Below are 25,521 nucleotides of genomic sequence, written 5' to 3' on the forward strand. Positions count from 1 at the left end.
GAAGACCCAGAATTTGAAACCTTCTACACCAAGAACATCTTGTTGAATGAAGGCATTCGCGCTTGGATGTCTCCGGCTGACCAACCCCATGAGTTCTTTACCTTCCCTGAAGAGGTTCTTCCTCGCGGTAATGCTCTGTAAAATAAACCTGTGGTCATTATCCCCAAATCAGGGATAATGACTCACATCCCTTGATTGATTCACCATTTTTCTGACCTAGATCGTAGAGAGTAGAACAAGAGGTTCGACTAGCGTGCAAACCACCTTTAATACTTCAATGGTAATGGGCGGTCGTGACCAAGAATCCACCGGTTTTGCTTGGTGGGCTGGTAACGCCCGTTTAATTAACCTATCCGGTAAACTGCTGGGCGCTCATGTTGCCCACGCCGGTCTAATTGTCTTCTGGACTGGCGCAATGACCCTGTTTGAAGTGGCTCACTTCATTCCTGAAAAGCCCTTGTATGAACAAGGCGCTATCCTGCTTCCTCACCTGGCTACCCTCGGTTGGGGCGTTGGCCCTGGTGGCGAAATTGTAGACACCTTCCCCTACTTTGTAGTAGGTGTTCTGCACCTCATCTCCTCTGCCGTCCTCGGCTTAGGTGGAATTTATCATGCGGTTCGCGGCCCGGAAACTCTAGAAGAATACTCTTCTTTCTTCGGCTATGACTGGAGAGATAAAAACCAAATGACCAACATCATTGGCTACCACCTGATCCTATTAGGTGTAGGAGCCTTATTGTTGGTCTTCAAAGCCATGTTCTTCGGTGGTGTTTATGATAGCTGGGCCCCTGGTGGTGGTGCGGTGCGGATCATTAGTAACCCCACACTCAACCCGGCTGTGATCTTCGGCTATCTGGTCAATGCTCCCTTTGGCGGTGAAGGCTGGATCATCGGGGTGAATAACATGGAAGATATCATCGGCGGCCATATCTGGATTGGCTTGATTTGTATCTCCGGTGGTATTTGGCATATTCTCACCAAACCCTTTGGCTGGGCCCGTCGTGCCTTCATCTGGTCTGGGGAAGCTTATCTGTCTTACAGCTTAGGCGCTCTAGCTCTGATGGGCTTTGTGGCTTCTGCCTATGTTTGGTTTAACAATACTGCCTATCCCAGTGAATTCTACGGCCCCACCAATGCTGAAGCTTCTCAAGCTCAGTCCTTCGTCTTCTTAGCTCGTGACCAAAAGTTAGGAGCTAACATCGGTTCTGCCCAAGGCCCCACCGGTCTGGGTAAATACCTGATGCGCTCTCCTACCGGTGAAATCATCTTCGGTGGTGAAACCATGCGCTTCTGGGATTTCCAAGGCCCCTGGTTAGAGCCTCTGCGTGGCCCCAATGGTTTGGATCTCAACAAACTGAAAAATGATATCCAACCTTGGCAACTGCGTCGTGCGGCTGAGTACATGACTCATGCTCCTAACGGTTCCATCAACTCTGTAGGTGGAATTATTACTGAGCCGAATGGGTTTAACTATGTTAACCCCCGTGCTTGGTTAGCTGGGTCTCACTTCATTTTTGGTTTCTTCCTGTTTGTTGGTCACCTGTGGCACGCGGGTCGCGCTCGTGCGGCTGCGGCTGGCTTTGAAAAAGGAATTGACCGCGAAAATGAACCCGTTCTGTCTATGGGCGACCTGGATTAATTAACCCTGGATATTAGAGCTAAAATTAGCTTTTCCAAAAGAAAGAGAGAGGAATTAACCCCTCTCTCTTTCTTTTGTTCAGGATTCAGCCGCAAACTGCGGTGGACAGTAGGAAAAGATCCCCCCTTGCCCCCCTTATAGACTGATATCAAGTTCGCTTATTCATGTCCGCGAAGCGGAAATACCCTAATTAAAAATCCAGGGAGCAAGATACTCCCACTCCAGTCATATCAAAGAATTCGAGGAGTGCGGGCATCTTGCCCGCTTCTTAAGAAATTTTCATGTCCGCTTGCGGAAACCGGACTTGATATGACATTAAACACAAAACCGCCCCAGGGTTGTTTCTCCCCCAGGGCAGTTTGTGTGGATTTCAGATTGTTGAGATAGAGTGAATCCAAAATCCAAACCTGTGATTAGTTCGCTTTAGCGACTTCCAACACTTCATCCATAATGGTTCCGGACTGCTCCATCTTGCTGATATCCAAGATGGTCTTGAGAACAGAATCCGGGTTCAAACTCATGGAATCAATGCCAAGTTCAACTAAGAAGCGAGCGAACTCTGGATAGTCACTAGGCGCTTGACCGCAAATACCAATCTTGCGATTGTGTTTCTTGGCTGCTTTAATGGCGATTTGTACCATCCGGCGAACGGCTTCGTTGCGTTCATCGAAGATATGGGCAACCAAGGCGGAGTCACGGTCTAATCCCAAGGTCAACTGGGTTAAATCGTTAGAACCGATGGAGAAGCCATCAAAGACTTGGGCAAATTCGTCTGCGTAGATGACATTACTGGGCAATTCGCACATCACGTAAACTTGCAAACCATTTTCACCGCGTTTCAAGCCATTGCTTTCCATTTCCGCCAATACTTTGCGACCTTCATCAGGAGTACGGCAGAAGGGAATCATGGGAATGACGTTGGTTAACCCCATTTCATCCCGAACCCGTTTGAGGGCTTTACATTCTAGGGCATAGGCTTCCCGATAGTTGGGGTCGTAGTAGCGGGATGCACCACGCCAACCAATCATCGGGTTTTCTTCCTTGGGTTCAAACTGACGACCGCCTAAGAGGTTGGCATATTCGTTACTCTTGAAGTCGGACATCCGTACAATCACTGGATTGGGATAGAAGGAAGCGGCAATCATGCCAATACCATGGGCCAGTTTGTCTACGAAGAAGTCGGGCTTGTTGTCGTAGAGGGCGGTGAGTTTGGCGATTTCCCGTTTGGCTAACTCGTCTTCGAGTTCGTTGTAGCGCAGCAAAGCTAAGGGGTGAGCTTTAATGTGGTTGGCGATGATGAACTCTAAGCGGGCTAATCCAACGCCGTCACAGGGGATGGAGGATAAACCGAAGGCTTCTTCGGGGTTACCCACGTTCATCAAGATTTGGGTGCGAGTCTTGGGTAGGTTGTCGAGTTGGGTTTCGATGACTTCAAAGGGGACAAGACCTTGATAAACCCGTCCTTCTTCACCTTCGGCACAGGATACGGTGACATCTTCACCGGTGGTGAGCAGTTGGGTGGCATCTCCACAACCGACGATCGCCGGAATACCCATTTCCCGTGCAATAATAGCTGCGTGACAAGTCCGACCGCCTTGGTTGGTGACGATGGCGCTGGCTCTCTTCATGATGGGTTCCCAGTCGGGGTCAGTCTTGTTGGTGACTAAGACTTCACCGGCTTGGAATTCGTCGATGCGGTGAACATCCATGATCACCCGTGCTTTTCCTTGACCGATCATTTCACCAACGGCACGACCGCGAACCAGGATGTCTGATGTGCCTTTGAGTTTGAAGTTTTTGAGGATACTACCGGATTTTTGGGATTGAACGGTTTCTGGGCGGGCTTGAACGATGAACAGGTCACCGGTGATGCCGTCTTTTGCCCATTCAATGTCCATGGGGGTGTAAGTGCCCCGCACTTCGGAGTAGTGGTCTTCAATAATACAAGCCCATTTGGCTAACTGAAGAATTTCATCGTGGTTCAGGCAATATTTGCCCCGTTCAGATTCGGGAACGGAAACGTTTTTGGTGAGTTTGGAGCCGCCGAGGTCATAGACCATTTTCAGTTCTTTTGTACCTAGGCGTTTTTCCAGGATTGGACGGTAGCCATCTTTGAGGGTGGGTTTGAAGACGAAGTATTCGTCGGGGTTGACGGCTCCTTGAACGACGTTTTCTCCTAAACCATAGGCTGCGGTAACGAGGGCTGCGTTTTTGAAGCCGGTTTCGGTGTCGATGGAGAACATAACGCCAGAGGAAGCGAGGTCAGAGCGTACCATTTTTTGTACGCCGACGGATAGGGCTACATCAAAGTGGTCAAAGCCTTTGACTGTCCGATAGGAGATGGCGCGATCGGTGAAGATGGAGGCGAAGCATTTATGGCAAGCCTTAAGAACGGCATCTACACCATAGACGTTGAGGTAGGTTTCTTGTTGTCCGGCAAAGCTGGCATCGGGCAGGTCTTCTGCGGTAGCACTGGAGCGCACGGCTACGTCTGTGTCATTGAGTTCTCCACTATCGCCTTTGCCGTACCACTGGCACATTCTTTCGTAGGCTTTGGCGATCGCCTGTTCTAGGTCTTCTGGGAAGGGAGTATCGAGAATTAGCGATCGCGCTTTTTTACCCCGTTGCCGTAAGTTACTCAGGTCTTCTACATCCAGATCCGAGAATAATTCCCGTAGTTTGCTCTCTAAGCCTGCGGATTTGATGAAGTAGCGATAAGCATGGGCAGTCGTTGCGAAACCATTGGGTACGACTACTCCTTTGGGAGCTAATTGCTGGATCATTTCTCCTAGGGAGGCGTTTTTACCCCCAACTAGGGGAATATCAGCGATCCCAACTTGTTCAAACCAAAGAACGAAAGCTTCATTTTTTTCAGCTTCACTGGTTATATTTCCTACGGCTAAGGTCTGAGTCATGGTTCAATACCCTCCATGGGTTTTCAATTCAATTTAGCCAGGCAGTACAGTCATACTTTTTAATGGAGTTTTGTTTCTGTATCCTGCCTTAGAGGTTAAGAGAGATTAAGTTCTCTCTCAATTTGTATCAACTTCTGTATTTTCAGACTATCAACTAACAGTTATAAATCGTTTCAAACCTTGGGATACCAAGGCTTTGAAGTTCACTGCTGGGCAATTGCCCGTGATAGTGGCTTTGGATTCACTCTTCTTACAGGCTATTACTTTCTATTAAAATTACAAGATAGGTACGCCCTGAATCCTTACTTACCTAAAGGAAACAAATAGGATGTGGTCAGGGATACAAACATCTTTAAATAAACATTAAGGTGAGTGGTATTGGCTTATGAACTATAAACCTAACTTAGTCGAAACAGATGTCTCTATCCCAGAGTCCACTTGTTTTGTACCCAGTTGTCCAATTCAATTTGTGCTGGACTTAATTGGCTCAAAATGGTCAGTTCTGATTTTGCGGGAACTGTTCCAAGGCGATCGCCGCACCCATGCTCTTCTGGATGCCTTACCGGGTATTAGCTCCAAAACCCTCACCCTGCGTTTACGAGAACTGGAACACCATGGGTTGATCGAGCGCACTGTATACCCCGAAATCCCGCCCCATGTGGAATATTCCATTACTGACAAAGGTCGAGAACTGCGTCCCGTGTTAACAGAACTTAAACAACTTGGAGAGCGATGGTTAAACCAGTCTTGTTCTTGTCAAGCCATCACTAAGCCTTAAACTCTACTCATTTCTCACCAACAACAAGTAGGGATGAAAAATTTTTCACCCCTACCCCTATGACTCTATTTCAGTTATTCCCTAAAACCGAGAGGGACGATACAACACTGAAATATCCTGCAACCGTCGTGCCTCCTCCATAAAATGGGGATTCTTCAACACCCGATTATGTTGATTCCATTGGGGATCTTTAACCTTAAATGTGGATAAACAATCCTTGAGAATATCATCTTGATCGCCCCAATTAATCCATTCTTGACTTAAACATTGCAGTCCCGCTTTATGGGCATATTCATCAAACAATCGAGCGGTCATACTTTCGGCTCGCATATGGGGATTGGGAAAAGGAAGATTTCCCGAACTATCCTTAAAGTGACCGATATTAGAATGATGAAAAAACCCGGCTCCATTGGGCTTGAGCTTGCGCCCTAGTTGCATTAAGTAGGCTTCAATCACATCCGATTCGGCATGAACCAAAGAATCGAAGCTGAAGACAAAATCAATGGATTGGTCTGGAATCATATCTAAGGACTTGCCATCATTCACATAATATTTAATATGGGAATAGTTAGCAAACCGTTTTTGACAAATTTCAATACAAGGTTCAGCTAAATCAACAATCGTTAATTCTTGGCAATAATCCTTAAAATAGGTGGTAAATCGACCATAACCCGGAGCAATTTCTAAAATGCTACCTGTGGGAATAAAGGCTTGAATTCGGGGATAGAGGGTTCCCCACCACAAAAACTCTGTGCCGCCCCAAGCATGAGACCATTCATCGCCTTGGTCAGACCAGCTATAATTTGACCAAAATTCTAAGTTATATTCAACAGTGGGCATAGTTTGGGAATGAGTAAGGGTTTATCGGATTCTTCTAGTTTAAAGGTTTAAGCGGATTTGATATCACTTTCTAGGCAACCATTTTTTAAGTCAGGAGTTGATTGAGCTGGGTAATGGCATCGATGAGAATGGAGGCGGCGCGATCGCTCTCGGTTTCTGTGGTAAATTTACCGAGGCTAATTCGCATAGCTCCGTCCATTTCCGACTCTGGTAGTTGCATGGCTCGCAGGACGTGGGAGGGGGCTGGGGTTCCGGAGGCACAGGCGGCTCCGGTGGAGATGGCGAGTTGGTGACGGATGCGGGCGATGATGGCGCTGTTGGGGATATTCGGGACGGAAATATGGAGATTTCCGGCTAAACGGTGGTTGAGGTCGCCGTTGATGCGGAGGTTGGGGATGTGTTGGGTGAGCATGGCTTGCAGGCGATCGCGGTTTTGGGCGATTTGGGTTTCATCTTCTTCCATTTCCTGCTCCCGTAAGGCACAGGCTTCTCCTAAGCCAACGATACCGGGAGTATTCAGGGTTCCGGGACGTAGTTCTCGCTCTTGCGATCCCCCATGGAGCAGGGAATAGAGGGAATAACGGGGACGGATGACTAATGCACCAATGCCTTTGGGAGCGTAGAGTTTATGACCAGAAATGGCCAGATAGGTGATTCCCCAGTCGGAAAAGTGGATGGGAATTTTACCCACGGCTTGAGAGCCATCACAGAACCAGGGGATGGAGTATTGTTTGACAATTTCACCAATGGTTTCTAGGGGGTAAATGTTGCCGACTTCGTTATTGGCTGCCATCAGGCACAGGAGAGCAGCCCCCTCGGAACAGAGGTCTTCGAGATGGTCTAGGTCAATTCGCGCTTGGCGATCGACTTTGAGCCATTGGATTTCAGCGAGTCCTTGGTTTTCTATGGCTCGACAAGTGTCTAAAACGGCTTTGTGTTCGACGGGGGAAACAATCAGAGGATGGGGACAACCGGCAGATGGGCGGAAGTGCCCTTGAATGGCTAGATTGATGCTTTCGGTGGCTCCAGAGGTGAAGATGATGTCTTTGGGGGCAGCATGGACGAGGTGAGCGATTTGCTTACGCGCTCTTTTCACGGCTTTTGCAGCTTGGTCACCATAGCTATGATCGATGCTGCTAGGGTTGCCGAAGCTGGTGGTCATGGTTTGGAGGATGCGATCGGCGATCCGGCGATCGACCGGGGTCGTCGCCTGATAATCAAGGTAAATTGCTCGATCATTTTGCTTCATTAGCTATTACTTGAATAAAACTCAGTATTCCAAGCTACATAAAATTCATTGGTTTACACTAATCAATATTTTCACCTTCATCAGAAGTAAGATTAGGATTCCCAGACCATGATATAGGGGGTAATAAAGGAGCTGTTGGGTCTTCAACTCTATCACGATATTTTTGCTTTAAGTCTCGAATCTTTTGTTTTATTCTTAATCCCAGAGAATGACTTATGATTGATGCTAATAATTGTCTTTCAGATTTAGTACCCATGATTCTTTCTGTTGATGGATTCCAAATCACCCGAACCCAAGGAGATTCATTAATATCCATTGTTATGTTACCCATAATAGCTTGGATCGTATCCTCAAGAGATTTTCCTTGAATTAAAGCGAGTTTAATTACTTCAGCTATAATGAATTGACCTATTGGGCGAGCAAAAACATTTCCTCCTGGTATTGGTTTACCGCTATCATCTAGTACCAAATAACCATTAATATCTGTACATTTTCGTATATCTCCGGGTTGCTTTCTTCCTGTTAAAATTAGTTCAAAACCAGGGCAACGTTCTAATAACATCATCCAAATTTTTTCTAAAAATATGTAATAAGAGTCCAGATCGTCATTAGACGGTCTGAACTGTTTGAAGTTTTTATCAATTTCTAAGCCACCATCATAAGCACTAAGCAAAATTTCATTGGCTTCATAAAAAGCAGCTAAAGTTGTGATATAAGGTTCATGAGACTTACTACGAGATATTTGTTTGGAACCCAGATTAGGCAAAACCAATCCCTGTAGAATGTTATTTTCTTTAACTAATCTACGACTAACAATTGCGATGCTATCATCTTCATCAATGGCAATATTCATACCTGATGTGGTTGGTTTAGCTCGACGATTGAGTGTAGAAAATAGTCTTCTGGTACGCTCTAAACCTTCTTTGGTTTGTTCATGTTTAAGAATAATGACAGTAATTTCTTCTGAAGCCAGATCTGGATCTTTTGTAATGGCTTCTTGGATAGACTTAAGTCTATGTTGACCATCTAAAGCGTAGTAGATTTGACTTCCATCAAACCGAAGTAAACCAAAACCATAGCTTTGTCGCTCTTTATCATCTATTAGTTCATGTTCCTGAACACGCACAGGTGAGAATTCAGGATCTCCTCCATAAACAGCTACAACTAATGCACCATAAAAACGTTGACGTTCATGTAAGAGATAAGGAACCATCTCTTTTTGAACGCGATCTTGTATTGCTCTTTGAATAAGTTCATCTAAACTTTGATTAGCATGAATTTCTTCCGCTAGTCGGCATTCACGAGCAATTTTACCAAGCTTCATCACTGTTACATAGTATTGCCAATCACCCATATGGGCTTTTAAGGCTGGAATATAGTCTGGCATGGGATGTCTCCTGTTAAATAATTGATTCATACATTTTAAAGAATATCACATATAGGCTCAGTGCTTTTCCTTGGATTATTGTTATACACCCATCCCTGGCTAAATCCTTGTAAACTCGCTAAACCGATCAAAGGGTTGATCGTGCGTTCATAAGCATGGCTTAAAATCTCTAAGTTTAATAAATCCTCGCCCTGACTGACTTTGAGTTCAGCAATAAAAGACTCGGTATACTTGAGCCATTGTTTTCTAGGATAGTTCTGGTGAGAGACCGTTAACCCTAAATGTTGTAATGCAACAAATTTATCAAAATATTCTGGCGCAGGCAAGTGATTAGACTTAGCTGAGTTAACCGAGGGGAGGGTTGGAATCAGATTCCAAAGGCGATCGTGAGCAACAAATGACCAAGGCAAATAATGATCTAAAGAAATTTGATTGGGATCTAATCGAGTCTGAGAGTAAATACAGTTTACCTCTTGATTGGTTAAAACCGTTTTCCAGTAATTCTTTTGTTGCGTCAGTGAATCCCGTTGCTGAGGCATAAACAGCTTATTCACCACATTGGGAATATTCGGATTACGTGCCTGCATATACTTCAACCATTCCCACGAGATCCAGCCTCGAACGATGGCGTAATTATCCTGAAAATATTTGACCCAATCCGGATGTAAAACAATGGCATTACAATCTTTTAGTTCTTCAGCATCAAAGCAATATAAAGGATTTTTTAGATTAAACTCTGCTTTCGCTAACTGAATGATTCGGCCATTGACTTCATAATCTTTTACTCCTCTCATCTCTTCCCCGAAAAAAGGCCGGATTAACCGATAGGGAACATAACGACTAATGAAAACAACAATATCATCTATATTTTGCGCTGAAATGGTTTGACGTAATAACTGTTTATCCGTATCGGTAAATCGTAAAATTGGATCGGCAATCTCCAATTCAAGAGCATCTAACTTATTGGCGATCTGATCTTGTGTCCCAAACGAAAGCTTAAAATATTGATGAGCATACCAGGCATTCGCCAACATCTCAATCACAAGATCTCGAAAGCTAACTGATTCTGTCGGATCAAAATCCCGTCTTTTGAGGATATCCAGGATCGACAAAAACCATAAATACTTATAAGAATTGGTAGTTGAGTTGAATAACCCCGATAGTGCGGCGATATTGAGTTGACTAGAATCCGGTAAGTGATACATAAAGTGAATTAATTCTAACTGAGAGTGACTGAAATCAGGACTAAAAAGTTTTTCATTTTTATTTGATCCAATTTGGAGATCACCCCATTTTTCAGAATTATGGCTTGATCTTGGGTTCTAGATTTTTCAAAACCCTCAGCACTTCATACAACTCATTCCGTAAAGGCAACAGGGAAAAACTGGGAGAAATATCATATTGTCGCATTCCTTGACCACTGAGCTTGAGGAAAAAGAATTCTCGACCATTGGTTACCATTGCAAATACCGGTTTCCCTGGATCGGGATTTGCCATCATATAGGCAAGAGTTTGAGGAATTGCTGTATCCAGATTCAGTTGGCTACTTTTCGATTCTAATACTGCGATCCAGATTCCTTGGGAGATCACTAAAAAGTCAATTCTACCGCGTAAGACTTCCTCAGAACTTTCACTCACAGCCACAGATGTATTGACTTCAACAGGAACTTCTGCTTGCATTTGAAACGGCGGATCGTAAAATCCTGCCAATTCTAACAAGGGAGATAAAACGACTAAATTCACTAATCCTTCAGCCAGATTTCCCTGAGCGCCATGATAACGATATCTAGCTTTAATGCGATCGAGTTCTGCTTTTTCTGTCTCGGTTAACTGGGGTAAGTCAACCTGCCATTCTGTAAAAAAATCAGGATCTACAGTCTGCACTAAATTAAAGTGCTGCTCCGCTTCTCGAATTGTGGTGATTTTTTGAGTAATGGCGGTTACAGACATGGTTTTAATGAACAATTAACAATTAACAATTAACAATTAACAATTTTAGGTGTCGAGTGGGTCTTCACCATCTGTAACAGTTTCACCGAACACCTGTTCGCTCAGTTTAGCAATAAAGGCTCTCTGGAGTTTGGGATTATCCTTCAATTCTTCTAACTCTAGAGTCTTTTGCACTAAAGCTTGTAATTGCTGATTGGGTTCGCGATCGAGCCAAACCACCTGATGAACTTCTCGACCATCGGACTCAGTGACGGTGATGCGCTTGGCTGTAAACTCTGAACTCTTTGCGTCCACATCTTTTTGCAGGCTCTCCAGATTCTTGAACCGGCGCACTAAATCGCTTAAGGTCATCTCAAACTGGGTTACATCTCCATCCGTGAGCGATCGCGGCGGTTTGTCAGCTATAATCATGACCACGCTCTCCAACCACTGCTGATCCGACTTCTGCTCATCCACCGCCGCGAGAAGAAACCGCTTCAAAGACGACTCGACACAGCGCCCGATTAAAACACGGGCACGAGTGGCTAAATCATCCCGCACCTTATCCTCATCCCGGACACCAAAACCCTCATGGAGCCGTTGCCGAAACTCACTCAATAGGCGATCATACGCGGTTTGAATTTCGTGCAAAGCTTGCACCAACTTCTGGCGATAAACCTTCGCTGTGGCCAGATCTTGATCCAGTTCATCCGTAAAGGTAATTGGGGATAAACCGCAGGCTTTCGGCAAAGAATTAAACAATAAATCGTCAGGTTCCTGGGCCTCTTGCAACGCCTGTAAAACCTGCCGCGCTCCTGCACTTAAACGCCCCGTCGATCGCGTATATTTCGGTAACTGAGCCACAAAACTCAACAAGGGTTTAGCCACCGCCAACAGGGACGCATTACGCAAAGATTGATTCGCCTGGAGTTGGGGAGAACTAAAAATCGATTGTAACTCTTTGAAGACCTGCGATCGCAACCCGACAATCTGAAAATACTTCACCCCAAAGCGGCCAGGATTTTTCAGCAACAATTCAAAATGCTCCACACCCAACATCGGGATAAACGTCCCATCCCGATAAATGCCCACATCATCACTGTGATACAACAAAACCGCCGCCAACAACACCGGAATCACCCCTTGCTTAATCCCAAAGGGAGGATGTTGTAATTCTTGCCCCAGTAAATCCAGAGATTTTTGAGACTCGTGAGCCGAAAAACAAAACTCTTCAATGGCTCTCCAGAGGGTATACACTCCCGACTCCTGATCCGGGGGATGAAAATCCCATACTCCGTCCTCTTGCCGATGAATCCCTGTAGTTTCCAACACCGAATAATAAATCGCCACTTCCGGCCCATATCCCGTGAACCCTAACCGCTCTTGGGAGGACTTTTCAATCATGGCCGAAATTAACACTCTCCGCGCTTTCACCCCTTGACCGGTTAATTGCCGACGATTAATTAACTCATTGTCGAGCTTTAGTCCTCGATGGTAGATGCGATCGCACAAATCAGATAATTTAGACTGAAACTGTCGGTCTCGGCCAATGCTCACCCATTCTCCAGCAACCCAGCACTCTTGATTCCCCAACCAAGCAAGAGACTTAGCAAAACTTTCATCTAACAACCGTTTCGCCTCAATGTGGCGGTGTTTGACTTCCCGTCGCGCCACCCCATCATTTTGCAATTCCGGAGCCTGTTTAACCCTCTCCAGCGCCCTAAATTCTCGCCCCCGCATCCCCAGCTCGTCTAACTGATGCACCTTCACCACCACTAAGGGTTTATTCTGGGCAACTTTATCCGGGATAACCGGGGGAAATTGGGGCGCTAACCAATAGAGAATCAAGCCATCATAACTGTCTAGGGTGCAACTCAACTCCTGTAAATTGGTGGACTGATCGCCATACTGCCGCTCAAAATAACGCAGAGTTCCCGTCTGGGTATAATGCCGCCCCGCCACCAGAGGTTTTAAGGGGTAAACCTGACTGAGCAGCTCCAGCAAAGAAGAGCGGTCTTGTTCTATTTCATCATCGATCGCCACTTCCACATTAAAATCAGAACCCTCCCAAATCCGCAATTCCTCCACCTGTCTGCGGTAGGTAATCAACCCTTGCTTCTGTAACTTGGCGATCGCCGTTTGCCACTGCTCTCGATCCTCCCTGGGGCGATCGCATAAAGCCAGAGCCACGAGATCTCGACTCGCCCGCAAGCCTCCCGTCGAAGTGACCAAATTAAAAATACCAATGGTTTTCAGCAGTTTTAGCGTGTCTGGAGAGCGGTCTTGTGCATCCTGAATTAAACCTTGAATTTCCACCCAACGCTGTAAATTAAACCGCGAGGTTAACCCAGTCACATTTTCCACAAAATAATCATAGAGTTGATACAGTTTCAGCGTCGGCAAGCGATCGCTTGACCGGTCAAATTCTGTAGTCTCTAAAAACCTCTGAAACCCATAGGGTTCATCACTGGTTAAAAACGTAAATAAAGAGCGGTCATTCTGAGCATAGCGGGTACAGAGCAAGGGCAACACCAGAGCGGTTAAGGGATGCAAAGGATAGGTTTTTTCGATTAATCCCGCTTTAATGTCCTCTTCAGACAACACCCCAGCCAAAACTGAACACCATTCCTCTGCCCACTGATGGACACCGCAGGATATTGGCTCGGCCTCACGAGTATCAATTGCCTGACCGATCAACCGCGTTATTTGACTAGGGGAGTCGGTAAAGGGAATATCTTCAAAGCGCCCTTGAATTTTAATCCATTCATTCTGCTCACTGCTGCTCAGGCGATCGCCATAACCGGCAAAGGATTGATGGAGCAACCCTAACAAATAGACCTGTTGCTCAGGATCAGACCGAAGCTCGGCAATTTGTTGCAGCAAATATAAGTCGCTCACCCCCTTGTTCGTGCTGGCAAACTCTAGATTTTTGCCCAGTTCATCCAGAACCAACAAAATCGGGGTATTCGCTTCACGAGCCACTGTTTGCAGCGCTTGCACAATTTGGCGATCGCTTATTTCACACTTGCCCTCATCGGCTGCAAATTGCCAATCATTCAACTGCATCAAAATCTCCGGTTTTCGCCCCTTCCCTTGCCAAAACCGTTCCGCTCCCGAAGCCAAACCACGGGCGATCGTCCAACTCATGGGTTCACTGCGTCCTGTGGCAACTGCAATCACAAAACCGCGATCGGGCAATTGGGCGATCGCCTCCATCACTGGGGAATTCTCGGCAAATGCCTTTTGTGCAATGGCGATCGCTTCTGCTTGAATTGCACTCTGTTTCGGGTGACATAACCCAGCCACATAGTGAGCAAAGGCCGATTTTCCCGACCCATAAACCCCCGTTAACGTCCAAGATTGATGAGAGCCTTCCGCCGTTAGAGCCAAGACAATTCGCTCCAAAGTAGACGCAGAGCGCTCCGTAAAAATATAGCCTTGAATTGCCTCTGCTTTTTCAATATCTCGCTCCAAACTTACCGAGCGATAATAACGCCGATAGACCTGAAAATAATCGGATAAAACAGTCTGACTCATGGGTTCTCCCTTACCGAGCATCATAATAAGTTTGAAGGATGCTAAAAGCTAGGCTTTGTGGTTCATCATCAAACGCCAATTGTAACTTACCTGCCACATCCGTAATCTGAATCTTCTTCAACTGACGACCCACCTGTTCAATCGCCCTACAAATCACGCTCTCAGTCAGCTTAAAAACCAAACCCGGACTACCCAGATCATAGAGCAGATTAGCCAGTGCAATAGTACGCGCCGAAGACTCTTTTTGCGCCGCATAATCAAGACAAGCATAAACAATGATCGCCTCTGGTAAACTGGGTTTATAGCCAATCCGAAACGTATAATATTTAGACTCTCCCACCCGATGAATCAAGCCTAATTCCGCAAACGGACAATCGAGGGAGTCTTCCCCCTGCCAAGATCGAGAAGGCTGTTCTACATACATTCTTAACAAACAACTCACATCTTTACGCAGGGAAGAGTCCGCAATTTTAGAACTCTGGCGATCGCGATAGTCAACTAAATAATTAAACAAATTGTCTGGGCTAAACTCAACCATACGAAATCCATTAAAAATCGCTTCCCAAGCCGTTGCTAAACAAGGATATTTCAAGAAATGCCAATGCAAAAGCCACAAGGAAGCCGGATCTTCCAGATAGGTATCCCAACCCGATTCTCCCAAAAGGTATTGACCAAACTCTGTCGGTTGATCGTTTTCTAAAATCTTAAATGCACCACACCAATACCGAATTGATCGTACCATATTTTTCCCCACGCCCAACCGAATAGTGGCATCGTCTGCCAGAAAAACCTTGTCATCTTTTTGGGCACAATCAAACCCTTTTTTGAGCCAACCAAAGCGAGGATGAAACGTTTCATGACGCGCAAAAATCATGGGGGAATTCGGAGGATTAGTCGAGCCAATTTTGGGAATTTTTTCTATAGTTGATTGATTCAAGACAGTTACGGTTGGTTTTTAGACAACTTTTCTATTGTACTATGATTTTATCATCAAGGCTTAGGGAATCACTTAATAAGGGGTATCGTTAAAACATCTAGAGACATGGTTTTAATTCACAATTCACAATTAACAATTTTAGATAGCTGCCCCTCATCCCCCAGCCCCTTCTCCCGCAGGAGAAGGGGAGCAGAAGTCCCTCTCCCGTGGGAGAGGGATTAGGGAGAGGGCATTTCTTGTTATACAACTCATTTAGACTAGCTATAAAGCTATGAATGCCAAAATTTTTCCGTTAGCAAAACCTCTAAATCTTCTGGGAACGGACAAACTTCAGGAAAATCGATCTTCGGGTAAATATCTTCAACATCCGATCGCGCATCTTCCCAGATTTCTGAGAAAATCTCGGTAAAATAAGTTTTGAGACTCGGTGAGCTACGCAACAAACGCCGGATCTGTTTACGCTGCTCTTTAATGGTTAGCTCCCATCCGCGATTGTCATAAGTGCTATCAACATAACATCGCTTAAGTAGATGTTCGAGCAAAACTTCTAAGCGATTTTCTAGTTGCTGCCGTTCACTGCGTCCCCAGGCTAAAAGTTCCTCTTGAATATTGTCCCAATCTATTGCCTCTAAATCGCGGTTACCAAGATAACGAGATTGTTCTTTAGTCCAGAGAACAAAATCTTGTTCATATAAAGATGTTGTCATCGAATTTTTCAATTTATCATTCATATTTTATCTAGGGTAACAGAACGAATTTAACGAAGCTTATTGAAACTCTCTACTTTAGTTAACCTCCGCCATTTTTTGGGCGATTTCAGGATTATACAAGCGTAGATAATTCCAGTAATTTCCAAAAACGGATTTGACATAGCCATAGGTTTCCGGAAAGGGAATTTTTTCGACAAAATCATCGGGATCTCGGAACCCGAACCGGTTCAACCAATCGGCCACATTTCCCGGCCCGGCATTGTAACTGGCTACAGCTAATAAAGAGTTATTGTTATACTCGCTGTGGGTATAGTTTAAGTACCAAGTTCCGAGTTTAATATTATCATTGGGATTATCTAACTCATAACTTGCTAAGTTGATTTGTCCCGCGATCCATTCGGCAGTTTCGGGCATGACTTGCATTAAGCCCGTCGCGCCGACAACGGATTTAATTTGGGGCATAAACCGGGATTCTTGGCGCATTAGAGCAGTGACTAACAGGGGATTGAGTTGTCGATCTTTTGACCAACTTTGAATGGGTTCTAGATAAGGAAAAGGATAGAGTGCTTGCCAATAGGCGAGTTGTTGACGAAGCATTTGATATTGTTTTTGCTCTTCGGGATCGTCTCGCCAGGCGAGGCTATCAAGCATGAAAATTCCGTCTATATAATCGCCGATTTGTAGGCGCATAATGCCATCGGTAAACTGTTGGGCTACGGTGGGTTCCATGGGGTTGGTAAATTCTACTTGCCAGAGTGCCCAAGCGTCTCGATCTTGTCCGAGTTGATGGAGTTCTTTGAGGGTTTCGGAACCGGCGGGTAAGAGGGGACGAGGGGCGCTGTATTCTACGTCGGCTTGGAGATAGCGAACGGTGGTAAAGTCGCCAACGTTCCAGCCGAGCATGAGGGCCGATCGCCAGGCATAGTAGGATTCAGGATAGCGCTGTAAGACATATTCATAGGCGGCTTTGGCATCCCGTTCTCTACCGAGTTTTTGCGCCCATTTGCCCACCCAGAAGGCGGCTTCGGGAGCGTACTCCGTATCAGGATTTTCGACAGTGATTTCTTGGGCAACTCTCCAAGCTTGCAGGAGGTTGCCGTTGTCGGCAGCATCTTCGGCTTGTTGCCATCGGAGTTTGGCGGCTTCTTCTGACTTGCTGTATTGGGTTAAAACGGACTGTCGCGCTTGTTTTGCCGACTCGGAACTTTTGAGCGCGTCTAATACTTTGCTTTGTTCGATCAGGGCTTCGGGGGCTTTGTGGGGAAACTGGGCAATGACGATATTGAGGTAATCCTGGGCGGGTTGGAGATCGACTAAGCGAGAGAGATGGATTAAGCCTTGGGCGGTTTCTCGATCATTGGGATAAGTATTATAGAGGAGTTTATAGGCGGCGATCGCCTCTTGGGTTTTGCCGCCGAGTTGCAACCCCCTACCGGCTCGATATCTGTTTTTCGCTGTGGGGGGCGCTTTGGCATAGGCTGCCCCGGCTTTACCATAGGTGATTTTTTCCCAATAGCCAAAGGCGATGATTTCCCAATCTTCTGGGGTGAGTTGGGCGCTGTGGGTTTGGGTTAGGCGATCGAGAATGTCGGTATAGTCGGGTTTGTAGTGGGCATATTGAGCCAGTAAGCGCAACAGGGGTAAGGAATTGGGATTGGTTTTGAGCTGATTTGCCGCAATTTCTACGCTGCGGGGATGGGCAGGAAATTTGGCGATCGCCTCTTGCCAGAGTTGAGGATTGGTTTTCCCTAACTCATAGAGCGCCTCAGCCGCTACGGGATGATTGGGATGGGTGGTTAAAAGCTGTTGCCAAGTGGCTGCTGCTTTCGTATTGTCGCCTAACTGAGCATAAGCTTGGGCGCGTTGAGCAATAATATGAGCCGCCAGTAGAGGGTAGCGGGTTTCTAAATTGGCTAAAGTGGCGATCGCCTCCTGGGGTTGATTTTGGGCTAATTGATCCATCGCCAACAGATAGCGAGCGCGAGGGTATTCTGGATCGTCAACCTGTTGACTCAACGCTTCCAAATAGGGTTGGCGCTCTGTGACTGAAAGTTGCACCAACTGGGAAATCTGGGATTGTTGCATGGGCTTAGAGGTGAGCTGGAGTCCTGATTTTTGGGGGTTATTTTCCGGAAACCAAGAGCGCAGTTCATCAGCAATCTGGCGATCCATATGGGTTTGATGAAGGATTAAGCCTCCGACAATTGCCCCTAAACTGACTCCGGCGATCGAGAATATAACAGCAAGACGGGATTTAGCGTTAGACATGATTGGGGTAGAAATAGCGATCGGGTTAGGAGACGAATAGAACCGGGGCATAGGTTTCAGGAAGCACACCTTTACCTACACAGCAGGTTATGATTTTGATCTTAATGGTAAATTCTCATCCTGGCGATCTCATTCTCTCTCCCTTGAAAATGCTATATTAATTCTTGAGGGCTACCCTGAGCAGTGACACATTCAATAGTGAAAGTTATGTCAATTAGGCAAGATAACTATGCCGAGAAAAATTAGAGAGTATAAGGCTGAGTTAATTGCATTAGGATTTGTGCAACGCCGTGGTAAGGGGAGCCATGAAAACTGGAAACATCCACAACTACAGCTATTAATTACGATTGCTTTTAGGGATGGTCAAGATACACCCTTATATTTAGAAAAATTGTTAAAGAAAGCGATTCAACAGTTAGAAGCGATAGAAAGGGAGGAAATAGAAGAATGAATTACCGGTATACTTTACTCATCCAATGGTCGGAAGAGGATAAACTTTATCTAGTAACTCTACCAGAGTTTGCTGAATTAGCCATGCAACCTTGTTCTTATGGACGGAGTTATGAAGAAGCGATCGCCAATGCACAAGAAGCGATCGCTGGTTATCTTGAGTATTGCCAAGAAGAGGGTTTAACGCCTCCAAGTCCCAGTTCAGTTGCTGCTTAAATCTGAGGCGATCGCTACCTTAAAGATGAATCCCCCAGTATTAGTCCAGGCTAGAGAAAGATGGAAGGAAACAAACCCTTGACCTATTGCCCATGACCAGCGCGAAGGGCACTATACTGATCAAAGGAAACGGTACACTTTATCTTAATAACGATGGAATTTCAACCTACAGATACGCCACGGTTAGATTGGACGGGGGATGCTCTTGCCCTGGGATTTTTTCAGGATGCAGTGGAACTGAGTGCAGATTTGGCACAACTGGATGAAAAGCTAGACGGCGCTCTGGCTGAGTTCATTGAAGATACGGAATTTAAGGGTAAAGACGGTAGCACAGTATTTACTCGGTTAGGGAAGAAATACCCGATCCGTAAGCTGATTTTGGTGGGCTTAGGAAAAGCGGAAAAACTGAATGCAGAGACTCTGCGTCAAGGGGGATCATCGGCGGCAAAGTTGGCGCAAAAGGAACGTTGCCAAACTTTGGGGATTAGTTTTCCGTTGTTGAATGACGATCGCTCCTTGACGGCTCAGGCGATCGCCGAAGGGATTGAGTTAGGCTTACATCAAGATACTCGCTTTAAGTCGGAACCCGAAGAGAAACCCCCAGAGTTACAAAGTGTGGCACTGTTAGGGTTAGGTGGTACGGAAGCAGCTCTAGAGAAAGCGAAGATCATCTGTTCTGGGGTGATTTTAGCGCGGGAATTAGTGGCCGCTCCCGCCAATGAAGTGACCCCGATTACGTTGGCAGAGACGGCAAAGGCGATCGCCTCGGACTATGGCTTAGAAGTCGAAGTTTTAGGGCAAAAAGAATGCGAAGAGCTGGGAATGGGGGCATTTTTGGGCGTAGCTAAAGCCTCCGATTTGCCTCCCCAGTTTATCCATCTCACCTACAAACCCCAAGGAACACCGCGCCGCAAGTTGGCGATTGTGGGTAAGGGGTTAACCTTTGACTCTGGTGGCTTGAATATTAAAGCGGGTGCAGGAAGTAGCATCGAGATGATGAAAACTGACATGGGGGGTGCAGGAGCCACATTAGGTGCGGCAAAGGCGATCGCCCAACTTAAACCTGATGTCGAAGTTCATTTTATCTCCGCCGCTACCGAAAATATGATTAGCGGCCATGCCATGCATCCGGGGGATATCCTCAAAGCCTCCAATGGTAAAACCATTGAGGTCAACAATACGGATGCTGAAGGCCGTCTCACCTTAGCCGATGCGCTCGTGTTTGCCGAAAAATTGGGTGTAGAGGCGATCGTCGATTTGGCAACCTTAACCGGCGCTTGTGTCGTCGCTTTGGGCAATAAAATCGCCGGGTTATGGACAGCCGATGACACCCTAGCCGCCGACTTTATGAGTGCCTCCGAACTGGCTGGAGAACAGTTTTGGCGGATGCCCCTAGAAGAGAGCTATTTTGACAGCATGAAATCTGTCGTTGCTGACATGAAAAACACCGGTGCAAGGGCTGGCGGTTCCATTTCTGCCGCCCTATTTCTGAAGCAATTTATCAAGGAAACCCCTTGGATGCATTTAGATATTGCTGCCCCCGTTTGGACAGATAAAGATGACCGTTATCATAGTGCCGGTGCAACCGGTTTCCCCGTTCGCTCTTTGGTGAATTGGGTGTTGAGTTAACGTGAAGTTTAGGGGTTGGTTTTTCCAATCCCTAATGTTGATGACTGATTGAAAAGCACTATAGTCCTAAAATTTCCATTGCTTTTTCTAACAAATCATCGGGATCGAACGGCTTGGTCATATATAAATTCGCCCCGACTTCTTCGCCTTTTTTCTTATCAAACTCTTGACCTTTTGCCGTTAACATGATAATATACATTCCCTTCAAATTTAGTTTCTTTTTCACGTGATAACACACATCAAACCCATTCATTTTGGGCATCATCACATCTAAAAAGACTAAATCTGGCTGTTGTTCCTGGATCAAACCCAGAGCAGTTTCTCCATCTCCAGCCGATAACAGCTCGACTCCTTTATCTTCTAGTTCCTCTAGGGTTTGCTCTAGGAGAATTCTGATATGAGTTTCATCATCGACAATTAAAACTTTTTTCGCCATCACTAATATAAAACCTCAAAGATTTCCACAGTTTGAGCTTTGCCTTTAACGTTCACTAATCCTACCTCCTTGAAATTAAAGTGGTCAACCGTGCGATCGTAGATGGTGCGATCGACTAAGATTTGCCCTCCTTTGGCGATCGCCTGCAACCGCGATGCCGTATTCACTTTATCCCCAATCGCCGTATAATCCACATGCTGACGAGCGCCAATATTGCCCACGACAACCTCACCAGAGCTAATACCGATACCAGTTTTGAAGTTGTCGCGAATCCAAGGAACCGGTATAGATTGTAAACACTGTTGCATGGCGATCGCCGTTTGAATCGCTTTCTTTTCACTCTCTTCTAACGGAGCAGGTGCGCCAAACATACAGACAATCATATCTCCCACAAACTTATTCACCGTGCCCCCATAGCTAAAAATCACATCCACCATGTGAGTAAAATAAATATTCAAATATTCCACCATAGTTTCCGGTTCCAGCATTTCACACTGAGCAGTAAAATCACGGATATCTGAAAAGAGTATAACCAGATCTTTCTTCCCCGTTTTCAGCAAGCTTTCTTCTTTATTATCAATAATCGCTTGTACCAACTGAGGAGACATATACCGCTCTAAATTACTTTTAATTCTTTCCTCTTGTAACTGATAGTTATGCAACCGAGCATTTTCCATAGCATTAGCGGTTTGAGACACTAAAGCAGTGAGTAACTTTAAGTCTGCGGCTCGATAATGAATCGGTTCAGAATGACCAATCCAAATCACCCCAAAAGCCTCATGCCTACTTTTGAGAGGACAACAAATCAAGGCTCGATTGAAGCGATCAATTGGAGTTAACCGAGCATCATTTTCTACATCATTAATCACTTCAGCCACTCCCGTAGATAAGACATAACCCATAATGCCATCATCTATCGCTAAATCTCGTGAAGGAGAATCACCAAATTTTGCCAGAGTTTTAAATCTTTGATGTTCAGGATCGACTAATAAGACTTCACCCTGGGTAGATTCAATAATATCTCGTGCTTCTTTGAGTACCAGTTCGGCAATCACTCTCATATCTAAACAAGCACTCATCTCCTCAGAAATCCGATATAATAAATTAATTTCTTTATATCTTTCTAGAGTTTCATTCACCAATGCTTTTTGAGAAAGCGTCTGATTCGCCAAATAATTCAACAAACTTGATAGGGCAGAACTTCCCCGATCTCCAAGCACCCATCCGATAACCTCCCCCTCGGCTTTAATCGGATATTCTTGAGGGAAAAAAGGAGCGGTATGACCCATCAATAAACTTCTCTGTCGATCAAAAATGCCTATCTTTCCTGGAAATAAATCAAGCCACTCTTGAATCAAGGTTTTAGTAATCGATTTGTTAATTAATGATTTCAGTGTTAGTTTCATTCTGCATAGGGGGATTCTCTAATAATAAAACAATGATCTGATCGTTACCTTTTTGAAAGCTTAAGGTTTTGACTAATCTAGAACTATTAGACATATTCACATTGGTAATGACCAAATCAGGATTAGCTGAAAATAGGGCATCCTCCGTATTCATAGTTTTCATTTGATATCCTTGAGCCTGGAGAAATTCCGCTAAGTTTTGCGCGTTTGAAGATTGTTGATCGAAAACCAAAACTCGTTTAGATGAGTATTTTTGATCCAGTAGCGTCTGCACCCTTTGTAAAAATTGTTCTGAGCTTATCGGTTTGGTGAGATAATGATCCACACCAATACGATAACCTCTTTCGGAGCGATCGTCACCTGAAATCATCAGAATAGGAATCTGCATCGTTTCTGGATCGTTCTTGAGAATAGCAGCGACATCAAACCCATTCAACTCTGGCATCATTACATCTAAAACCACTAAATCGGGTTTTTCCTGTTTAATTTGGGCGATCGCCTCTTTTCCATTTTCCGCCTGTCGTACTTCATACCCTTCTACATCTAAATGTTGCCTCAGTAACTCCCGAAGATTGGCATCATCATCAACCACCAAAATTACTCGTTGTTTTTGCTCCCCATTAACCTGATTATCCTGTTGATAATCAGTTAATTTTTGCACTAACTGATTCCATCCCATATCACCATAGCTTTCTGATATCGGTAACCAAAAAGCAAATGTACTCCCCACACCTATCTCACTTTCTACCCAAATATGGCCCCCATGATGTTCAATAATTTCCTTACAAATAGGTAATCCTAGACCAGTACCTTTCGGTTTATTAATCATCGTATCCCCTACTTGCTTAAACTTCTCAAAAACTTTCGGCAAATCCTCCTCTTCAATCCCAATTCCTGTATCAATGACTTTCACCACTACTGTTTCACCTTGTTTTTGGGCTTGACAAGTCACTCTTCCTCGATCGGTAAACTTAACCGCATTAGAAATTAAATTAATCACCACCTGCATTAACTTATCTTCATCACCACGAATCACCGGTAAATTATTGTCAAGTTCAACCGCTAATTCAACTTGACTCTGATTAAATAATGAAGTGGTTGCTACCGTAGCTCGTTCAATCACTTGAGCGATCGCCACGGGTTGATCTTTCCAATCTACTTTACCAGCTTCCATCTTGGCTAAATCTAAAACATCATTAATTAAAGCCGTTAAACGGAATCCTTCAGAGACAATAATATCTAAATTATCACTGACTTGACTAACCGCTCGTTCCACCTTCTTATCCGTGATATCAACCCTAGGTAAAAGCACTTCTTCTAGTTTTTTCTTAATCAGTTTTGCAAACCCTAATACCGAAGTTAAAGGGGTTCGCAGTTCATGAGAAACCGTCGAAATAAACTCGGTTTTCATCCGATCTACTTCTTTATCTGCCGTAATATCCCGGACTAAAAAAACACAACCTAGAAATTTTGTTCCTAAGTCTAGGTCTTTTTTAGATACACCAGTAGCAACAATTTTGCCAACCCGATTTTCTGGTAAATCAATTTCTAAGTCAAATATTTTTTCTGGATTTTCTTTTACTTTTAGCCCCAATTTAGCAAAATTATCTCCGAAAAAATCCTCACTTTTTCTATTAACTAAATCACCCGTATCTAATCCAAATAACTTAAACAAAGCTTGGTTGGTTTGAGCAATCATTCCTTCTGGATCTGTGACTAATAATCCATCAGCAATATTATCAATAATTGCGGTTAAATTAGCCAAGGTATCTTGTAGGGATTGGGTGGCTGATGCGACTTGATTTTCTAAATCACTTTTCGATTCTTGAAGCTGAGTAATCATCTGATTAAAGGCTTGTGCTAAAGTCCCAATTTCATCCTCAGTTAGCACAGGAGCTTGAGATTGTAAATTTCCACCACTGACCTGAATTGCAGTTTCTGTAATTCCCAGGATAGGTTGAGTGATGCGACGAGAAATTAGATAAATAATAATCAGTAAAAATAAAGCTGCACTTAAACCAATTTGCAAAATTTCCTTCAACAGTCTTTGGGCAGGAGCAAATGCTTCCGCTTGACTCATTTCTGCTAATAGGGCTAAATTTTGGTTTGCCATCCAAACATAAGCGCCAATTACGGGAGTGCCTTGATAATTTCTATAAAGTCCTAACCCATCAATTCCTTCAGTAGCTTGTTGAATTCCAAAGCTATTGACTTCTGTCAATTTATCTGGATTCTCCGAGTTCCCACTCTCCTGTTTTTCTAGTTCAGTTCCTTGCTGAGAAATAAAAACATGGCGATTTCCTAAACGCCCAATTAGATAGGTTTCACCCGTTTCACCTAAGCCAGTTCTTTCACGAATAATATCATCAATCCCTTGTAGATCCAGATCGACTGCCAAGACTCCGAGACGTTGGCCGGATTCATCCAGGATAGGAGTCGCAAAAGTAATGGCTGATTTTCGAGTGATTGCAGACGTATAAAAAGTAGGCACTACTGTTGTAGATTGATCTTCAGTAAAATAGGTGGTAGTTGTCCCTAATGGCTGATAAGTTTTCTCTTTAGTTTTATTGGTGGATAAGGCGACAATACCTCCTGTCGTTAGCAGAGAAATTTCTTGTAAACTGGGTTTGACGTGGGAAAATTCTGCCAATTCTTGAGAGATCCTTTTATAGGCAATTAAGGTATTTAGCGTTTTTAAGGTTAAGGGAGTATTCGGATCTAGGTTTTGATCCGTCTGAAACTGGGCGATCGCAGCTTCCATGCTCGTGCCATAAATACCGTCGATCGCGCCTTGATAATACCCCAACTTTTTTAACTGCTCTTGGGCAATAACAACATCCTTGGGATCTGAATCGGTGGTGAGGATAGAAGCTTCAGACGTTGAACGGAGTAAATATTGTCCTTGACTGAGAATAATCGGAGATTTAGCCAGTAATAGTACATCTTGATACTGGGTTTTTACCCAATCATCCAGTTGATATTCTTTGAGAGAAGTAGCCACTTGCAAGCGATTGTATACTGAGTCTCTCAAAGAATCCCTTGCCCTCACATAAGCGGCGATCGCCACCAAGCTAACTGTGACTAAGGACAAGAGCGAAAAAGAGGTCACTAACTGAGATAGGAGACTTTTTTGGAGAAACTTGAGCATAAGACTTGCCTCAAAGAAACTTAGGATTGAATGTACCCTAATGTACT

At 44.7% G+C, this 25,521-nt stretch carries 18 protein-coding genes and 1 pseudogene; 6 read left to right on the forward strand and 13 right to left on the reverse strand.

What is annotated here, in order from left to right; genetic code table 11:
* Positions 1–141: pseudogene (locus PMG71_RS23865) on the forward strand (photosystem II D2 protein (photosystem q(a) protein)); the annotation flags it as partial.
* 136 nt (positions 142–277) lie between these two features.
* Positions 278–1,639: a photosystem II reaction center protein CP43 gene (gene psbC / locus PMG71_RS08685; RefSeq protein ID WP_347179233.1), complete on the forward strand. Its 1,362-nt coding sequence runs from the start codon at positions 278–280 to the stop codon at positions 1,637–1,639.
* A gap of 413 nt (positions 1,640–2,052) precedes the next feature.
* Here psbC and ppsA read toward each other — a convergent pair whose 3' ends face one another.
* On the reverse strand, positions 2,053–4,554 hold the full coding sequence (gene ppsA, locus PMG71_RS08690; protein WP_283753271.1) for a phosphoenolpyruvate synthase: 2,502 nt from the start codon (positions 4,552–4,554) through the stop codon (positions 2,053–2,055).
* A 385-nt stretch (positions 4,555–4,939) separates the two neighbouring features.
* Between ppsA and PMG71_RS08695 the strand changes: the two genes are divergently transcribed.
* Positions 4,940–5,332, forward strand: coding sequence for a winged helix-turn-helix transcriptional regulator (locus tag PMG71_RS08695; protein ID WP_283753272.1), 393 nt, complete (start codon positions 4,940–4,942; stop codon positions 5,330–5,332).
* A gap of 81 nt (positions 5,333–5,413) precedes the next feature.
* On the opposite strand, the gene PMG71_RS08700 is transcribed toward PMG71_RS08695, so the two are convergent.
* The 9 genes from PMG71_RS08700 to PMG71_RS08740 all read right to left on the reverse strand — a co-directional run bounded on the left by PMG71_RS08700 (position 5,414) and on the right by PMG71_RS08740 (position 18,240).
* Positions 5,414–6,172, reverse strand: a complete 759-nt coding sequence (locus tag PMG71_RS08700) for a class I SAM-dependent methyltransferase (protein ID WP_283753273.1) — start codon at positions 6,170–6,172, stop codon at positions 5,414–5,416.
* A gap of 85 nt (positions 6,173–6,257) precedes the next feature.
* On the reverse strand, positions 6,258–7,421 hold the full coding sequence (locus tag PMG71_RS08705; RefSeq protein WP_283753274.1) for a cysteine desulfurase family protein: 1,164 nt from the start codon (positions 7,419–7,421) through the stop codon (positions 6,258–6,260).
* 58 nt (positions 7,422–7,479) lie between these two features.
* Entirely contained in the window at positions 7,480–8,808 is a 1,329-nt protein-coding gene (locus PMG71_RS08710; protein WP_283753275.1) for a DNA sulfur modification protein DndB, read from the reverse strand.
* A 35-nt stretch (positions 8,809–8,843) separates the two neighbouring features.
* The gene (locus tag PMG71_RS08715; RefSeq protein ID WP_283753276.1) at positions 8,844–10,013 is read right to left on the reverse strand and encodes an HNH endonuclease domain-containing protein; all 1,170 of its coding nucleotides are present in this window, start codon (positions 10,011–10,013) and stop codon (positions 8,844–8,846) included.
* 97 nt (positions 10,014–10,110) lie between these two features.
* A complete protein-coding gene (locus PMG71_RS08720; protein ID WP_283753277.1) occupies positions 10,111–10,758 on the reverse strand; it encodes a type I restriction endonuclease in 648 nt (215 codons plus the stop codon).
* Positions 10,759–10,803: 45 nt separating this feature from the next.
* Complete coding sequence (locus PMG71_RS08725) at positions 10,804–14,274, reverse strand: hypothetical protein (protein WP_283753278.1); 3,471 nt, start codon at positions 14,272–14,274, stop codon at positions 10,804–10,806.
* A 10-nt stretch (positions 14,275–14,284) separates the two neighbouring features.
* Complete coding sequence (locus tag PMG71_RS08730; RefSeq protein WP_347179234.1) at positions 14,285–15,148, reverse strand: DUF4007 family protein; 864 nt, start codon at positions 15,146–15,148, stop codon at positions 14,285–14,287.
* 332 nt (positions 15,149–15,480) lie between these two features.
* Complete coding sequence (locus PMG71_RS08735) at positions 15,481–15,918, reverse strand: DUF29 domain-containing protein (protein ID WP_283753280.1); 438 nt, start codon at positions 15,916–15,918, stop codon at positions 15,481–15,483.
* A 78-nt stretch (positions 15,919–15,996) separates the two neighbouring features.
* Positions 15,997–18,240, reverse strand: coding sequence for a lytic transglycosylase domain-containing protein (locus tag PMG71_RS08740; RefSeq protein WP_283753281.1), 2,244 nt, complete (start codon positions 18,238–18,240; stop codon positions 15,997–15,999).
* Positions 18,241–18,418: 178 nt separating this feature from the next.
* On the opposite strand from PMG71_RS08740, the gene PMG71_RS08745 reads away from it, so the two are divergent.
* From PMG71_RS08745 to PMG71_RS08755, 3 genes are all read left to right on the forward strand, one after another.
* Positions 18,419–18,640, forward strand: a complete 222-nt coding sequence (locus tag PMG71_RS08745) for a type II toxin-antitoxin system HicA family toxin (RefSeq protein WP_283753282.1) — start codon at positions 18,419–18,421, stop codon at positions 18,638–18,640.
* The gene (locus PMG71_RS08750) at positions 18,637–18,855 is read left to right on the forward strand and encodes a type II toxin-antitoxin system HicB family antitoxin (protein WP_283753283.1); all 219 of its coding nucleotides are present in this window, start codon (positions 18,637–18,639) and stop codon (positions 18,853–18,855) included. Before PMG71_RS08745 ends, PMG71_RS08750 begins: the two co-directional genes overlap by 4 nt.
* A 153-nt stretch (positions 18,856–19,008) precedes the next feature.
* Positions 19,009–20,484, forward strand: coding sequence for a leucyl aminopeptidase (locus PMG71_RS08755; RefSeq protein ID WP_283753284.1), 1,476 nt, complete (start codon positions 19,009–19,011; stop codon positions 20,482–20,484).
* 58 nt (positions 20,485–20,542) lie between these two features.
* On the opposite strand, the gene PMG71_RS08760 is transcribed toward PMG71_RS08755, so the two are convergent.
* Genes PMG71_RS08760 through PMG71_RS08770 form a run of 3 tightly spaced genes read right to left on the reverse strand, consistent with a single transcriptional unit; the run spans position 20,543 to position 25,474 of the window.
* Positions 20,543–20,920, reverse strand: a complete 378-nt coding sequence (locus tag PMG71_RS08760) for a response regulator transcription factor (RefSeq protein ID WP_283753285.1) — start codon at positions 20,918–20,920, stop codon at positions 20,543–20,545.
* Positions 20,921–20,922: 2 nt separating this feature from the next.
* Positions 20,923–22,326: an adenylate/guanylate cyclase domain-containing protein gene (locus PMG71_RS08765; protein WP_283753286.1), complete on the reverse strand. Its 1,404-nt coding sequence runs from the start codon at positions 22,324–22,326 to the stop codon at positions 20,923–20,925.
* Complete coding sequence (locus PMG71_RS08770; RefSeq protein ID WP_283753287.1) at positions 22,298–25,474, reverse strand: ATP-binding protein; 3,177 nt, start codon at positions 25,472–25,474, stop codon at positions 22,298–22,300. The genes PMG71_RS08765 and PMG71_RS08770 overlap by 29 nt, the downstream gene beginning before the upstream one ends.
* Positions 25,475–25,521: the final 47 nt, after the last annotated feature.

Source organism: Roseofilum acuticapitatum BLCC-M154 (assembly GCF_030068475.1).
Classification (GTDB): domain Bacteria; phylum Cyanobacteriota; class Cyanobacteriia; order Cyanobacteriales; family Desertifilaceae; genus Roseofilum; species Roseofilum acuticapitatum.